Here is a 14913-nt window from a genome sequence, read left to right as displayed (position 1 = left end):
CAAAGCGATGCGTGAAGGTTCGCCACCGGGACCTGGCTAACCAACGGAAGAAATAGGCGATAAAGCATTGATAAATAACGATAATGGTGGGCCCGGAGGGACTCGAACCCCCAACCAAGCGGTTATGAGCCGCCGGCTCTAACCATTGAGCTACAGGCCCCACGCGGGCTGGCTTAGTGTTTTTCGCCGCGCGGCACAAGGCTTTCGACAGCACTGGCGGCAAACGCCAAAATCAGCCCATATTCGCTCCGTACAGCGGCGTGCCCGCCCATAAGGCGCGTGAACAGGTCCGGGCCTGCACCGCACTGCCGGCAAACGACACTTTTTCTGGGTCGGGACGGAGGCGGCGGAAGATATCGGATCGCAGATCTCGAGGAGTTTTCATGACCAGACATCTTTTGCCCGTCGCGCTCGCAGCCGCGATCGCGTTTCCGGCGCTAGCAAGCGCTGCCGACACCCAGCCGCCTCCGCGCATTGTCGTCTCGGGCGAGGGCGAAGCGACCGTTGCGCCGGATATCGCGATGCTGGCGCTCAGCGTCATGCGCGAGGCAAAGACCGCGCGCGCCGCGCTCGATGCCAACAACGACGCCATGGCGGCCGTAATCGCGGCGATGAAATCGGCCGGCATCGCCGATCGCGACCTGCAGACGGCAGGCATCCAGATCAACCCGCGCTACAACTACACCAACAAGGCGGACGGCAGCCAGGAAGCCGAGCTCGTCGCCTACCAGGTGACGAACACGCTGTCGGTGCGCGTGCGCGATGTCGACAAGACCGGCGATATCCTCGACAAGGCGGTGTCTCTCGGCGTCAACCAGGGCGGCGGCATCGCCTTCACCAATGACGATCCGAAGGCCACCATCGTCGAGGCGCGCAAGAAGGCGGTTGCGGACGCGATCGCCAAGGCCAAGACGCTCGCCGAGGCCGCCGGCGTCAGCCTTGGCAGGGTGATCGAGATCACCGACCAGAACGTCGCGCCGGTGCCGATGCCGATGAACGCCAAGGCGTTCGATGCCGCCCGTTCCGCCGTGCCGGTGCAGGCCGGCGAGAATTCCTACTCCGTCCAGGTCACGGTCACGTTCGAACTGAAATAACCAGCTTGCCCGCTTCGTCTTCGAGCACAAACAAAAACCCCGGAGAGACCGATCCTCCGGGGTTTTTTCGAGCCGCGCGCTTCAGCACTGGCTGAAGGGGCTTACTACTTATAGCGATCCTCGCAGAGGATCGTCCTTTGCCGATCCAGCCTCAGCGATAGATGATCGGGCAGCCGCGCTCGTTGGCGAAGACCACCACCACGCGGTCGCCATACTGGCGGCCGGCCACCTTCACCGTGCGCCGGCTGATGTCGACGATGCGGACGCGGTGCAGGCCCATGCGCTCGGCCTTGTCGAGCGCGCGATCCGGCGAGCAGCCGCGGCGGCGCCAGTCGCGATCGCGGCGGTAATACCCATCGTCATCGTCGCCAGTGTAGACGCCGAAACGCGGATCCTGGTTATTGCCGAAGCCGAGATAGAGGCTGTCCGCATGCGCCGCCGGAATGGTGCCGAGCGTGCCAAGCCCGACAAGGGCCGAAAGGGCTGCCGTCTTGATCTGATTGAACATCGTCTCTCTCCTTGTTGTGGGCCACTAGCCCTTTGAATTGATGATTGGCGAACACATGATTGCAAAATGCCTTTTCGTGTCTGAACTTTTTGCGAACCGGCCGTTCATGTCCGGTTCATGTCGAAGGAAGGCAACATCCCCGCGCGTCCACCGCCCCCGTCCGCTCAAATCTGGAGCCGGAAACGCGCCATGGTGCGCCCGGTTCCCTTCAAGGCTCGTCGTCCAAACGCGAACCCGTCAGGGTTCGTCGTCCAGTATATAGTCAAAATAGTCGTCCGGCTCGGCGAGATCCGTTTCCTTGGCCTTCACCCGGCCGCGGATCGATATCCCGGCCTCGTGCACGGTCTCCGCGCTTCCCGAGACCAGCCTGTGCCACCAATAGAGGTCGTGGCCCTCGGCGATCAGCCGGTAGGCGCAGGTCTTGGGCAGCCAGGTGATGGTGCGCACGTTCTGCGGCGTCAGCCCGACGCAATCGGGCACGCGCGACAGCCGGTTGGCATAGTCCGAGCAAAGGCATTTTTCGGCATCGAACAGCCGGCAGCCGACGCTCGTCCAATAGATCTCGCCGGTGTCCTCGTCCTCAAGCTTCGAAAGACAGCATTTGCCGCAGCCGTCGCAGAGCGATTCCCACTCGGCCGGGGTCATCGCCTCAAGCGTCTTGGTTTTCCAGAACGGTGCGGTCATACGGCTGGATTTGGCCCTCCGTGGCCTTCCGGTCAAGCGTCGCTGTCGCGGTGACGCAGTATCAACATTAGAAAAACACGAAATTGCCTTCAAAAGGCCGGCCAGGCATCCTTGGCTGCTGCCAATGCCTGACGGAACCAATTGCGGATGACGAAAGTTTGGGCAGGGATGGGACCCCACTAGGAGAAAATTGATATGAAACGCCAACCACGGATTCTGGCGGGTACGGCAATCGGCCTGCTTATGGCATCCGCGCCGTTGGGCGCGTATCCGCTGCAGGCCGATTTCGGCACCTCGCAGGGAGCGCCACTGATTCTGGCGCAGGCGAACTGCGCCGAAGGCCAGTCGGCAGAGGAGTGTGCGCAAGGTGGCCAGCAGGGGGAAGCTGAGCAACCGAGGAAGAAGAAGCGCGAGCAGCAACAACAGACAGAATCGGCCCCCGCCGAACAGTCTGCCGAGCCCGAGCAGAAGCCGCGCCGGAAACGGCAGGACCAGCAGCAGATGGACACCGGCCAGGCGGAGCAAGCAGCGCCCGCCGAGCAGCAGCTCAAACCGCGCAAGAAACGCGATCAGCAGCAGCAGATCGAGGCAGCCCCTGCCGATCAGGGCGGGCAGGCTGCGACCGACGAACAGCAGCCGCGCAGGAAGAAGCGCCAGCAGCAGCAAACCGAGACCGCGCCGGCCGAGCAGCCAGCTGAACAGGCCGCGCCGGCGAACGACGAGCAGCAGCCGCGCAAGAAGAAGCGTCAGCAGCAGCAAACCGAGACCGCGCCGACCGAGCAGCCAGCTGAACAGGCCGCGCCGGCGAACGACGAGCAGCAGCCGCGCAAGAAGAAGCGTCAGCAGCAGCAAACCGAGACCGCGCCGGCCGAGCAGCCCGCTGAACAGGCGGCGCCCGCCAACGATAACACGCCGCAGGACAAGCTGCGCAAGAAGAAGCGGGATCAGCAGCAGCAGACTGAAACCGCCCCAACCGAGCAGGCGCCGAAGACCGAGGCCCCTGCCGGCGCGCCGGCGCAGCAGGCCGAGCCGCAGCAGAACAATCAGCAAGCTGCGCCGGCCGAGGGCGAACAGCCTCTGGATAAGACAAAGAAGCGCAGGAAAGCCCTCGGTCAGCAGCCCGGCGCCGGTCAAGCGGTGACGGGGGAGCAACCTTCGGCCAAGCAGCCCTCCGGCGAAGGCCAGGCGACAACCGGCGGCCAGCCCGCTACCGGCGAGCAGCCGGCCCAAGGCGGCGCGAATGCCGGCGCTGCCGCGCAGGGCGAAGCGCCTGCCAATGCGAACGAGGCCCCGCTCTTCGACAGCCAGAAGGATGTTGTGCGCAAGCGCAAGGGCCGTCAGCCGACCGACCAGAACGAAAGCGGCCAGGCTGGCGTAGAGCAAGGCGGCACCGGCCAAACTGGCACCCAGACCGAGCAGCAGACGGGAGAGCAGGTGCAGAAGCCGCAACTGGCTCCGGTCGATCAAGGCCCACCACCCACCGACGACAAGGCGGCGCAGCAGGCGATCAAGCCTGAGACGATCGTTCCGGTCACCGAGGAAAAGGGCAAGCGGATAGAGCTTACGCCCGAGCAGGTTGTCCGCGAGCGCCGCCGGCCGCAGGGCGCGGACGTGGTGAAACAGTTCGGCGACCGCGTGATCGTCCAGTTCAACAACCAGACGATCGTGGAAAGCAATGAAGCGCCGCGCATCACCCGCGGCGCCAGGGATGTCTACTACGAGGATCTGCCGCGTGGCCGTACCCGCGAAATCGTGGAGCGCGACAACGGCGTCAGGATCGTCACGATCCGCAACCGCAACGGCGACGTCGTCCAGCGTTCGCGCATCATGCCGGATGGGCGCGAATATGTGCTGAGCTATGTCGACGAGCGGTATTACCAGGATGTCGACGACTGGCGTGATCCGGGCGACGACCTGCCGCCGATGCGGCTCGACATCCCGCGCCGGGACTACATCCTGGATTCGGAGGAGGTCGAGGATCCGGACGAGTACTACACCTTCCTCGAACAGCCGCCGGTGGAGAGGGTGCAGCGCCTGTACTCGATCGACGAGGTCAAGCGCTCGGCGCGCGTGCGCGACATCGCCCGCCGCATCGACCTCGACACGCTGAACTTCGATTTCGGCTCGGCGACGATCTCCGACACCGAAGTGCAGAAGCTCGAGGGCGTGGCCACCGCCATGGAAAAACTCCTGAAGAAGAACCCGGCCGAAACCTTCCTGATCGAGGGCCATACCGACGCCGTCGGCACGCCCGACGCGAACCTCGCGCTGTCGGACCGGCGTGCCGAGGCGGTCGCCGAGGCGTTGACCAACGCCTTCGGCATCCCCGCCGAGAACCTCACGACACAGGGCTATGGCGAAGAGTATCTCAAGGTGAACACGTCCGGCCCGAACCGCGAGAACCGCCGTGTCGCCATCCGCCGCATCACCTCGCTGGTGGCGCCGGTGGCGAGCAACGAGCAGTGATCAACGCATGTCGCCCAAAACTGCGCTGCGGTTTTGGGCGACATGCATAAAACAAAGACCCAAAGCGCGTCGCCTGAAGCCGTTTCAGCGCGATGCGCTTTAGCGTTTGATTTCAAAATCCTGACCCGATTTTCGGAATCAGCGCGAGAAGATGAGGGCCAGTCCGGATCCGCACCGGCCCTTTCTTTCAAAATGCAAGAAGAATTGTCCCGCTTGTCCCGCCGCTCTCATTGAATCGCCGCATTCCGGCACCCAGATTCTGGCCAGGGCGTTCCCTGCCCTGTCCCGACTCCAGCGGGACACATGAGCCCCGCCGGCGCCCCTCTCCGGCGGGGCTTTTTTCTTGAAAAGAGAGCCCACCTGCCCGAAATGCGGTCGAACCCTCGGAGAGCAATTCCAGGAAAAGTGCGCAGCGGTTTTCCGTCCGGAATTGCGTAAAGACAAACAATCAGAGCGAAACAGCACCGGAACATTTCATGAAGCGTCTCGAACTCGCGATCGAATCCGTCATCCTCGCCTCGCGCTGGCTGCTGGTCGCCTTCTATCTGGGGCTCGGCTTGGCGCTGGCGACTTACGCGCTCTCCTTCGGCAAGAAGCTCTACGAGTTCGTGATGAGCGTTTTCACGCTCGGCGACACCGACACGATCCTGAAGATGCTCGGCCTGATCGATGCGGCCCTTGTAGCCTCGCTGGTGGTGATGGTAATCGTTTCGGGCTACGAGAATTTCGTCAGCCGCTTCGACGGGCAGGACGGCGAGGTCCATTGGCTGGGCACGATCGACGTCGGCTCGCTGAAGGTCAAGGTCGCCTCGACCATCGTCGCGATCTCCTCCATCCACCTGCTGCAAGTGTTCCTCAACCACGCTTCCTACACGAGCGATCAGCTCATGTGGCTGACCGTCATGCATCTGGCCTTCGTCTTCTCGGCGCTTATGCTCGCCTATATCGACCGGGTGATGGCGCTGGCGAAAGGCAAGAAGGCCGCGAAGTGACGTTATGGAAGAAACCGAAGATCATTCAACGCTCGAACGGCTTCGTAAAGCGATCGACGAGGGGTGACCAATCCGGAAATCCGGAGCCGTTTGACTTTGAGCGCTTTATCGAGATGAAGCGACGTCCGCGCGATTTCCGTCAGTAGATATTCCTTATCTCGGTCTCTGTACGGTCAAACACCTCGTCGGGCACGAAGAAGTCGCCGGCGAGCGGGCCTTTGGCTCCCGGCGCATAGACCGAAAAATCCGTGACGCCTTCGGCGCGCAGAACCTCCTCGTCGATGTAGAAATTGCCGGTCGCCTCGCGCGACGGGCGCAGGAAGATCGCATGCGCCGCATCGGCCATGATGTCGGGCGAGCGGCTCATCGCCGCGACCGTGGCGCCGCCCAGCAGATTGCGCACGGCGGCCGTGTCGATGGTCGAGATCGGCCAAAGCGAATTGACGGCGATGCCGGCTCCGGCGAACTCGGCGCTCATGCCAAGCGTGCACATCGACATGCCGAACTTGGCCATGGTGTAAGCGACATGGTTCTTGAACCACTTGGCTTTCATGTCGAGCGGCGGCGCCAGATTCAGGATGTGAGGGTTCTTTGCCAACTTCAGGTGCGGAATGCACATTTTGGAGACCAGGAACGTGCCGCGCGTGTTGATCTGGTGCATCAGGTCGTAGCGCTTCATGTCGGTCTCCAGCGTGCCGGTGAGCTGGATGGCGCTGGCATTGTTGACGCAGATGTCGACGCCGCCGAACCGTTCCACGGTCTTTGCCACCGCACCGGCGACCTGAGCTTCGTCGCGAATGTCGCAGAGCACCGGCAGCGCCTTGCCGCCGGCTCGCTCGATCTCCTCGGCCGCGGTGTGGATCGTGCCAGGCAGCTTGGGATGCGGTTCGGCGGTCTTGGCCGCGATCGTCACATTGGCGCCGTCGCGCGCCGCGCGCAGCGCGATCGCCAGCCCGATGCCGCGCGATCCGCCCGAGATGAACAGCGTCTTTCCCTTGAGCGACATCCTTCGCCTCCCTCTGCAACAGGGAGGCAACTTGCGCGGCGGACAGCCGTGGCGCAAGGCCCAACGCGCCGGTCTGAGGGTTACGCAGCGTCGTGGCGAAAGGTTCTAAACCAGCACCAGCCCCTGCCGCATCGCTATGGCGATCGCATCGGTGCGGTTCGCCGCGCCGAGCTTGATCAGGATCGCGGCGACGTGGAACTTCGCCGTGTGAACGGAAATGTTGAGCCGCCTGGCGATCACCTTGTTGGGCGCGCCTTCAGCCAGCAGCGCAAGCACTTCCGCCTCGCGCGGCGACAGCGCTGCGCGGACCTGGTTGTCGTCGGGCGTCTCGTCCTCGGACAGCTCTGCGTGGAAATCGCCATGAGCCTCCGAGGGTCCTGCCCTGCTGATGCGATAGCCGGACGCCGCCAACCGCAAGGCGGCCGTGATCAGCAAGCTGTCAGCGGAGGCTGGCAGCGTCGCAAACAGGTTGCCGGCCGACCGTTCGTAGCCGGCGCGTCGGGAGAGCAGCACGCATGGCGTTGCCGGGCTCACAGCCCGGCTTTCCAATGCCGCCTCGTCGACCAAGGCGACATCCGCCACCTGACCCATGCCGCTGCCGGCGAGCGTCGGCAGCAGATCGTCGCTCGCCGCAAGCGCGTCGGCCAATTGCTCGGCGCGCGCCGCGTCGCCGAGCGCGATCAGCACTGTCAGCCGGTGGATTGCCGGCTCCGGTCTCGCAATCGTTTGTGCCGCGCTCTCCGCCATCGACCCTCTCAGCTCAGCGGCTTCTCGCCGATGGTGATCGAAACGTCTCGCTCAGCGCCGCCACTCAAGACGCCGAGCGTCACGGCCGTGCCGGCGCTGTCCGGCCCGAGCTTGCGGATCAGCTCGCGCGGCCCGTGCACCGCTTCGCCGTTCCAGGCGACGATGATGTCGCCGACATGCAGGCCGGCGGCCTTGGCTGGGCCGCTGTCGTCGAGGCTCATCACCATGGCGCCTTGCGTGTCGCCGTTGCGGATCGGATGCAGTCCGGCGCCGAGATAGCCGCGCGCGACATGGCCCTTTTCGCGCAGCGTCGTCACCGCCCGCTCGATCGTCTCGTAAGGCATGACCAGCACCCGCCGGCGCGGCCCGAACAGGAGCATGCCGATCAGGCCGCCCTTGGCGTCAAGCACCGGACCGCCTTCGAAGCGGCCGCCGGTGTTGATGGCGAGGTTGATGCGCCGATCGATCGTGCCGCCGCGCATCGAGCGCCAGGCAGGCCCGACCTCGCCGACCGTGCCGAACACGGCAAGTGCAGCCCCTTCGCTATTGCCGACTGCGATCGCCACATGGCCGGGGCGCACGGCAGCACCCTGAGGCAGCTGCGGCAAACCGGCTGCGGCGGAGGCTGGTTTCAACAGGGCAACGCCCGTCGAAGGATCGCGTCCGACAAGCTCGGCCTTCACGGTTTCGCCCGAGGCCAGCGTCAGTTCGATCTCCTCGCCAGCCTCCACCGCTTCCTCGGCGGTGACGAAGAAGCCGTCGCGCCAGTGGAAGGCGCTCGCGCTGCGATGGTGATGCGTGGCAAAGCTTGCCAGCGCCGGCGCGGCAGCCGCCGCAACGCCGGCAATAGCATCGGAAAAGGCACTGAGGTTGAAGTTGCTCATGTCGATGATCTCCTGGGTTCTGTGACCCAGATATCGCTCCAAGGCGCGCCTGCGGATACTCGCCTGACGGCTAGTCGGTGGCCGGACTGGCCATGTGGTCAGGTCGCGGCGATTGCGGCCGCTCCGCACATATAGGCATCACTGATCCAAATCACACGGGACCCCGCCCATGGCCTTCGCCGCCGAAAAACTCCAATCCGATGACGCCCTGCTCGACGCCTATTCGGCGTCGGTCGCCGACGCCGTCGACCGCATCGGACCGGCCGTCTGCCGCATCGAGCGCATCGGCGCCGGCGGCCATGGCTCCGGTTTCGTCATCGCGCAGGACGGACTGGTTGTCACCAATTTCCATGTCGTAGGCGACGCGCGCGCCGTGCGCGTCACGATGCCGGATGGCGCCGCGCGCGAGGGCCGTGTGCTTGGCCGCGATCCCGACACCGACATCGCGCTGGTGCGCGCCGACGGCAGCTTTGCCGACGTCGCGCCGCTCGGCGATTCCAAGCGCCTCAGACGCGGCCAGATCGCGATCGCGATCGGCAATCCGCTCGGCTTCGAATGGACGGTCACCGCCGGCGTCGTTTCCGCGCTCGGCCGCTCGATGCGCGCCTCGACCGGCCGGCTGATCGACGACGTCATCCAGACCGATGCCGCGCTCAACCCCGGCAATTCCGGCGGGCCGCTGGTGTCGTCGGCGGGCGAGGTGATCGGCGTCAACACCGCCATGATCCATGGCGCGCAAGGCATCGCCTTCGCGGTCGCCTCCAATACCGCCAACTTCGTCATCTCCGAGATCATTCGCTTCGGCCGCGTGCGCCGCGCCTTCATCGGTGTCTCCGCCGATACGACCAACCTGCCGCGCCGCGCAGCCCTCCTGTCGCAGGTAACCACGAACACGGCCGTGCGCCTGCGCAGCGTCGAGAAGAACAGTCCCGCCGCGAAGGCCGGCCTGAAGGAAGGCGACATCATCGCCGCCATCGATGGCCGGCCGGTCACCGGCGTCGACGATCTCGTACGCATGCTCGACGCCGAACGTATCGGTCGCGAAACGCTCTGCACCGTCGTGCGCCGCAGCGGGGTGAGCCAGGTGGTGGTGACGCCTGTGGCGCGCAGCTGATCTCTACCCAGGCCTGACTATCCCCCCGAGCAGCGATACCAGCATCCTTGCCAGCTCGCCGCTCGGGTCGAGGTCAGGATCGTAGATCGTCATGTCCATGCCGATGCAGCGCTGATCCTTTGCCAATGGCGACAGGATGGCGACGAGATCGTCGGGATCGATGCCGGGACTGCCGGGCGAATCCACGGCCGGCATCACCCTCTGGTCGAGCACGTCGATATCGAGATGCAGCCAGTAAGGACAATCGGCGCGCACCAGCGCCGCCCTCGTCTTCTCCAGCGCTCCTACCGCGCCCAGTTCCCGGACCGCGAAGACATCGATGCGCGTGATCGCGGTCGCGTTGATATCGGGCCAGGCGAAGTCGGGATCGCGGCTTTCGCGCTCGCCGATCTGCACCACCGCCTCGTCCGCGACGAGCGGACCGGCAATGCCCGGCCATTCGGTGAGCAGCGGCTCGCCCCGTCCGGTGACAAGCGCCAGGTCCATGCCGGCGACGGAGCCGAGCATGGCATCGACGTCATAATTGCCGGGATGGCGGAAGTCGCTGTGGCCGTCGACATGCACCAGCGCGACGGGACCCGACCGCCGCGCGGCGGCGAGTGCGCCGAGCAGCACCGAGCAATCGCCGCCGATCACCAGCGGCCACTCGCGTTGACCGAGCGCCTTGGCGACGGCATCCGCCAATTCGAGATTGAAACGGCGGATGGCATGGCCGTTGCGCAGCCGGGTGCCTGGCTCCGCTTCGGCGCTGTAGGCTGGCTGGTCGAGATCGACGATTGCCGCAGGCGTCAGGGCTTCGACCAGCCCGGCTTCGGTCAGGGCCTCCGGCGCGCGCCAGGTGCCGGGCACATGGCCCGGCCGCAATGGCCGCAGACCGAGATTGGAAGGCGCACGAAAAAGGCAGATGTCACGCATGCGGCAGAATCCGGTTCAACACTCTCCATCATAGCTCGCCGCGAAGGGCTCCTGCGATATGGCCGGAGCCAAATGCCGACATCTGCTGCCAGCGCTAAGCTCAGCCTCTCGCCGCGCCTTTGGCATATTGCGCCAGAAATTCTTCGCTGGGCGGGATCGGCTTGATGACGTCGATCAGCACGCCATTCGGGTCTCTCGTGATGAAATGACGCTGGCCGAAGGGCTCGTCGCGCAGCGGGCGCAGGATCGGCAAGCCGGAGGCGACGATACGCTCATAGACCGCATCGGGGTCTCGCACCTCGAAATTGATCAGCAGGCTGGACGTGCGTCCACGCCCCTCCTCCGGAATTGTCTCGTGGTCGCCCTGGACGATGCCGAGATTGACGCGCCTGTCCTCGCTGGAGCGCAAATGCACATACCAGTCGCTCGTAAACAGCGGCTCGAAACGGAAATGCTTGACGTAGAAGGCCGCCGTGCCGGCGACATCGCCGGTCATCAGCACCGGATAATAGCTCGTCGTCTTCATCTTTCCTTCTCCTGCCTCATAACATACAGTCTGTATGTAAACGCAATAACATACAGGCTGCATGTATGCAACGTCGCTCCAACCGTGACCGCACCGAGGCGACGCGCACCGATCTGATCCGCGCGGCGCGAAGACTGTTCACGGAGAAATCCTACGCCGAGACCGGCACGCCGGAGATCGTCGCGGCGGCCGGCGTGACGCGTGGGGCGCTCTACCATCACTTTGCCGACAAGCAGGCGCTGTTCGCCGCGGTCGTCGAACAGGAGGCGGCGACAGTCGCAGCCGAGATCGATCGCGCCTCGCCGGCCCCGCTATCCGCCCGCGATGCCTTGATCGCCGGCTCCGACGCCTATCTCGCGGCCATGCGCGCGCCAGGTCGCACGCGGCTTTTGCTGCTCGATGGACCCGCCGTGCTTGGCCGCGCGGCGATGGACGAGATCGACAGCCGCCATGGCAACCGATCGCTGCGCGAAGGCTTGGTCGCGGCGATGCGCGCGCGCTCGATTGTCAAGCTGCCGGTCGACGCGCTGACCGCCCTGCTGGCCGCCGCCTTCGACCGCGCGGCTTTAGCCATCGAGGCCGGCGCATCGGGCGAGGATTATCGCGCCGCGCTGATCGCGCTCATGGACGGCTTGTCTCCGGCCCCTGCTCCGTCCAAACGCCCGGCTCCATCTCGTTGAAGCAGCCGAGCTGGCGCTTGAATTCTTCGATCAGCCAGGATGCGGCGGGCTTGGGGCTGCGGTCGGTGCGGTGCATGGCATAGAGCGGCGAGCGCACTTCGCGATAAGGCTCGAGATCGAGCTCGACTAGCCTGCCGCTGGCGAGATCGTCGGCAATCAGCCAGCGCGGCAGGCCGCCCCAGCCAAGTCCCTCACGCATCAGCGCATGCTTGGTGCGCACATCCGTCAATCGCCAGGTGCGGTAGGCAAAGACGCCATAGTCGCGGCCGCGCGTCCGCTCCGACTGGTCGGAGACGACGAGCTGGATATGCTCGCGCAAATCCTCGACGGCCACGGGTTTCGGCAGTTTCGCCAGCGGGTGGTCGGGCGCCGCCGCCGGCACCATCGAGGTGAAGCCGATGCGCAGCAGATTGACGTCGGCATCGCCTATCAGCCCGCCAAAGCCAAGGTCCGACTGGCCGTTGACGACCTGATCTACGATCAGGCCGAGCGAACCGATATAGAGTCGCAGCATCACCGCCGGGAACTGGGCCTCGAAGGCCTTGAGTACTCGGACGAGCGCCGGCGAAGGCAGCGCCACGTCGACTGATACCGTCACTTCCGCCTCCAGCCCTTGGCGGTAGCCGTCGGCGCGCGAGCGGATGCGCTGCAGGACGCCGATCATGCGCCTTGCGTCCTCCAGCATGGCCTTGCCGACATCGGTCAGTTGCGGCTCGCGCACGCCTTCGCGCTCGAACAGTTTCAGGCCGAGCTGCGCTTCGAGATTGGCAATGCCGTAGCTCACCACGGACTGCGCCCGGTTGAGCTTGCGCCCCGCGGCCGAGAAGCTGCCGGTGTCGGCTACCGCCACCAGGATCTGAAGCTGGTCTAGTGTCGGGTTGGGTTGCATGATCAATCCATATTCTAGATGGGTACCATGCAAATTATGCCAGTTTTCCAGATATGGCGGCAATCCCATATTGGCGGGGAAGTTCAATCCAACCCCAAGGGGACACCGCCATGTCTATTCTGCTTGTTACGTCCAGCCCGCGCGGCGCTGCTTCGCATTCGACCCGCGTCGCCACCGATCTCGCCCAGAAACTGCTTGCCGCGGATCCGTCGGCCAAGCTTGTCGTGCACGACCTCGTCGCCAACCCGCTGCCGCATATCGACCCCGATTATGCGACCGGCATCTACACGCCCGCCGAGGCGCGCAGCCAGCGCCAGGCCGAGGTGGTCGGCGTGTCTGATGCGGTGCTCGACGAACTGTTCGCGGCCGATACGATCATCCTCGCCACAGGCTTTATCAACTTCAACATCTCCTCGACCCTGAAGTCGTGGATCGACCACGTCGCCCGCTCGGGCAAGACGTTTGCTTATGGCGAGAATGGCCCGAAGGGTCTCGTCACCGGCAAGAAGGTCTATATCGTGCTTGCTTCCGGCGGCATCTATTCCGAGGGTGCGGCGGTGCAGATGGACCACGCCATCCCCTATCTGCGCGGCGTGCTTGCCTTCCTGGGCATGACCGATGTCGAAGTCATCCGCGTCGAAGGCGTCGGCATGGGTGCCGACGCTGTCACCGCCGCGCTTGCCAAGGCGACCGCCAAGGTCGACGCCATCGCTGCTGCGGCTGCGGACCAGATCGCCGTGGCCGCGTAGTCGCCGTTCCAGGAATGAGAAAGGGCAGGCGCCGATCGGCGCCTGCCCTTTTTGCATGTTTGTCGGGCGGTGCCGATCTGGAACGACTTTTTCTTTCCGCTGGTCCTGATCACCACCGACAATTTGAAGACACTGCCACAAGGGCTGACCGTGTTCGTCGGCGAATTCACCACCGATTGGGGTGCTGTTCACCGGGCTGACACTGGCGGCGCCGCCGATTACGCTGCTCTACATCGTGCTGTCGAAGCAGTTCCTCTGCGGCATCACCCAAAGGGCGGTCAAATAGCGAAAAGATCGAGGCATCACAAAGTGGCGAACCAAAACAAGATCATCATCACCTGCGCGGTCACCGGCTCGATCCATACCCCGTCGATGTCGCCGCATCTGCCCGTGACGGCCGGGCAGATCGCGACCGCAGCCATCGAGGCGGCCGAGGCAGGTGCTGCGATCGTCCATCTTCATGCCCGCAATCCGACCGACGGACGCCCCGACCAGTCGACGGAGGCGTTCGCACCTTTCCTGCAGGTCATCAAGCAGCGCTCCAACTGCGTCGTCAACATCACCACCGGCGGCGCCGCGACGATGAGCGTGGAAGAACGGGTCAAGCCGGCGAAGGTTTTTGCGCCCGAGGTCGCCTCGCTCAACATGGGATCGATGAATTTCGCGCTGTTTCCGATGCTGGAGCGGTTCAAGACCTTCGAGCACGATTGGGAGCGGCCTTATCTCGAATCCTCGCGCGACCGCATCTTCCGCAACACTTTCGGCGACATCGAGCACATATTGCGCACCTGCGCCGACAATGGCACGCGCTTCGAGATCGAGTGCTACGACATCGGCCATCTCTATACGCTGGCGCATTTCGTCGAGCGTGGCCTGGTGAAGGCGCCATTCTTCGTCCAGAGCGTGTTCGGCATCCTCGGCGGCATCGGCACGCACCCGGAAGACGTCGCCCACATGAAGCGCACGGCCGACCGCCTGTTCGGCAACGACTACCACTGGTCGGTGCTTGGCGCCGGCCGCCACCAGTTGCCGATCGCCACGCAGGCGATCGCGCTCGGCGGCAATGTGCGGGTCGGCCTGGAGGATTCGCTGTGGATCGGCAAGGGCAAGCTCGCCCGCTCGAGCGCCGAACAGGTGACCAAGGTCCGCCAGATCATCGAAGGCCTCGGCGCTTCGATCGCGACACCCGACGAGGTGCGGCAGATCCTTCAGCTCAAGGGCGGCGACAAGGTCGCGTTCTGATAGGGGCAAAAAGGCAGCAAGCCGCCTTAGCGGCTCAGCCGAACAGCCGCTCGCCCTGCTCGTCGACGAGCTGGATGCCTTTCTTGATCGAGATGTCGACGGCGTCGTCCAGACCGGCGAAACGGTCGGCGCGGATGAAGCGGTGCTCCTTCATCACGCCGTCCACTTCCTTGGAGACGACGCCGCAGGTCTGGTACTGGCCGTCTGCCTTGTAGGGCGTGGCGCTGATCAGGAATCCTTTGTGCTCGACCTGCTTTGCCGGCTTTGCGGCCCCAGCCTCTGTTGCCTCGCCGCCACCGCCGCCGAAAAGACGTTTCAGAAAAGACATTTCAATATCCTCCAACGGCAATCGTCCTGCATCACATAGCGTGTTGCAGGACGATTTTCACTACGGCATGATCCCGAAAAATTGGCTTG

General features: G+C 64.5%; 16 protein-coding genes and 1 tRNA gene. 7 read left to right on the top strand and 10 right to left on the bottom strand.

Going from position 1 to position 14913, the window contains the following annotated elements; genetic code table 11:
- Window positions 1-84: 84 nt before the first annotated feature.
- Window positions 85-160: transfer RNA gene (locus ABID26_RS08820), tRNA-Ile, on the bottom strand.
- A 223-nt stretch (window positions 161-383) separates the two neighbouring features.
- Between ABID26_RS08820 and ABID26_RS08815 the strand changes: the two genes are divergently transcribed.
- Complete coding sequence (locus ABID26_RS08815; RefSeq protein WP_292300019.1) at window positions 384-1094, top strand: SIMPL domain-containing protein; 711 nt, start codon at window positions 384-386, stop codon at window positions 1092-1094.
- A 151-nt stretch (window positions 1095-1245) separates the two neighbouring features.
- Here the strand turns inward: ABID26_RS08815 and ABID26_RS08810 are convergent, their stop codons facing one another.
- Window positions 1246-1602 (bottom strand): hypothetical protein, encoded by a 357-nt coding sequence (locus ABID26_RS08810; protein WP_292300017.1) that lies wholly within the window; start codon window positions 1600-1602, stop codon window positions 1246-1248.
- Window positions 1603-1839: 237 nt separating this feature from the next.
- A complete protein-coding gene (locus tag ABID26_RS08805; RefSeq protein WP_126092492.1) occupies window positions 1840-2286 on the bottom strand; it encodes a YcgN family cysteine cluster protein in 447 nt (148 codons plus the stop codon).
- A gap of 195 nt (window positions 2287-2481) precedes the next feature.
- Here ABID26_RS08805 and ABID26_RS08800 point away from each other — a divergent pair, with 195 nt between their 5' ends.
- Together ABID26_RS08800 and ABID26_RS08795 are read left to right on the top strand one after the other, a co-directional pair.
- Window positions 2482-4752 (top strand): OmpA family protein, encoded by a 2271-nt coding sequence (locus ABID26_RS08800; RefSeq protein ID WP_292371307.1) that lies wholly within the window; start codon window positions 2482-2484, stop codon window positions 4750-4752.
- Window positions 4753-5228: 476 nt separating this feature from the next.
- A complete protein-coding gene (locus ABID26_RS08795; RefSeq protein ID WP_292300012.1) occupies window positions 5229-5744 on the top strand; it encodes a TIGR00645 family protein in 516 nt (171 codons plus the stop codon).
- 139 nt (window positions 5745-5883) lie between these two features.
- Here the strand turns inward: ABID26_RS08795 and ABID26_RS08790 are convergent, their stop codons facing one another.
- The 3 genes from ABID26_RS08790 to ABID26_RS08780 form a co-directional block, all read right to left on the bottom strand.
- Window positions 5884-6750: an SDR family oxidoreductase gene (locus ABID26_RS08790; RefSeq protein ID WP_292300010.1), complete on the bottom strand. Its 867-nt coding sequence runs from the start codon at window positions 6748-6750 to the stop codon at window positions 5884-5886.
- 105 nt (window positions 6751-6855) lie between these two features.
- Window positions 6856-7497, bottom strand: coding sequence for a helix-turn-helix transcriptional regulator (locus ABID26_RS08785; RefSeq protein ID WP_292300008.1), 642 nt, complete (start codon window positions 7495-7497; stop codon window positions 6856-6858).
- An 8-nt stretch (window positions 7498-7505) separates the two neighbouring features.
- On the bottom strand, window positions 7506-8381 hold the full coding sequence (locus tag ABID26_RS08780; RefSeq protein WP_292300007.1) for a S1C family serine protease: 876 nt from the start codon (window positions 8379-8381) through the stop codon (window positions 7506-7508).
- 169 nt (window positions 8382-8550) lie between these two features.
- Between ABID26_RS08780 and ABID26_RS08775 the strand changes: the two genes are divergently transcribed.
- Entirely contained in the window at window positions 8551-9495 is a 945-nt protein-coding gene (locus ABID26_RS08775; RefSeq protein WP_292300005.1) for a S1C family serine protease, read from the top strand.
- 3 nt (window positions 9496-9498) lie between these two features.
- Here the strand turns inward: ABID26_RS08775 and ABID26_RS08770 are convergent, their stop codons facing one another.
- Window positions 9499-10410 (bottom strand): arginase family protein, encoded by a 912-nt coding sequence (locus ABID26_RS08770; protein WP_292300003.1) that lies wholly within the window; start codon window positions 10408-10410, stop codon window positions 9499-9501.
- 100 nt (window positions 10411-10510) lie between these two features.
- Window positions 10511-10936: a VOC family protein gene (locus ABID26_RS08765; RefSeq protein ID WP_292300001.1), complete on the bottom strand. Its 426-nt coding sequence runs from the start codon at window positions 10934-10936 to the stop codon at window positions 10511-10513.
- Between the two features lie 65 nt (window positions 10937-11001).
- Here ABID26_RS08765 and ABID26_RS08760 point away from each other — a divergent pair, with 65 nt between their 5' ends.
- Window positions 11002-11616 (top strand): TetR/AcrR family transcriptional regulator, encoded by a 615-nt coding sequence (locus ABID26_RS08760; RefSeq protein WP_292299998.1) that lies wholly within the window; start codon window positions 11002-11004, stop codon window positions 11614-11616.
- Here ABID26_RS08760 and ABID26_RS08755 read toward each other — a convergent pair.
- The gene (locus tag ABID26_RS08755) at window positions 11558-12505 is read right to left on the bottom strand and encodes a LysR family transcriptional regulator (protein WP_292299996.1); all 948 of its coding nucleotides are present in this window, start codon (window positions 12503-12505) and stop codon (window positions 11558-11560) included. The two genes, ABID26_RS08760 and ABID26_RS08755, sit on opposite strands and share 59 nt — an antisense overlap.
- A 110-nt stretch (window positions 12506-12615) precedes the next feature.
- On the opposite strand from ABID26_RS08755, the gene ABID26_RS08750 reads away from it, so the two are divergent.
- Window positions 12616-13254 carry an FMN-dependent NADH-azoreductase gene (locus tag ABID26_RS08750; protein ID WP_126098894.1) on the top strand — a complete coding sequence of 213 codons (639 nt, stop codon included), beginning with the start codon at window positions 12616-12618 and terminating at the stop codon, window positions 13252-13254.
- 309 nt (window positions 13255-13563) lie between these two features.
- Window positions 13564-14496 carry a beta-keto acid cleavage family enzyme gene (locus tag ABID26_RS08745; RefSeq protein WP_126098893.1) on the top strand — a complete coding sequence of 311 codons (933 nt, stop codon included), beginning with the start codon at window positions 13564-13566 and terminating at the stop codon, window positions 14494-14496.
- A 34-nt stretch (window positions 14497-14530) separates the two neighbouring features.
- Here ABID26_RS08745 and ABID26_RS08740 read toward each other — a convergent pair whose 3' ends face one another.
- Window positions 14531-14824: an HlyU family transcriptional regulator gene (locus ABID26_RS08740; protein WP_126098892.1), complete on the bottom strand. Its 294-nt coding sequence runs from the start codon at window positions 14822-14824 to the stop codon at window positions 14531-14533.
- Window positions 14825-14913 lie beyond the last annotated feature (89 nt).

Origin of the sequence: Mesorhizobium shonense (genome assembly GCF_040545255.1) — a bacterium.
GTDB lineage: Bacteria > Pseudomonadota > Alphaproteobacteria > Rhizobiales > Rhizobiaceae > Mesorhizobium > Mesorhizobium shonense.
Note: the sequence above shows the minus strand (reverse complement) of the source record. Positions and strands in the feature narration are given on the sequence as shown.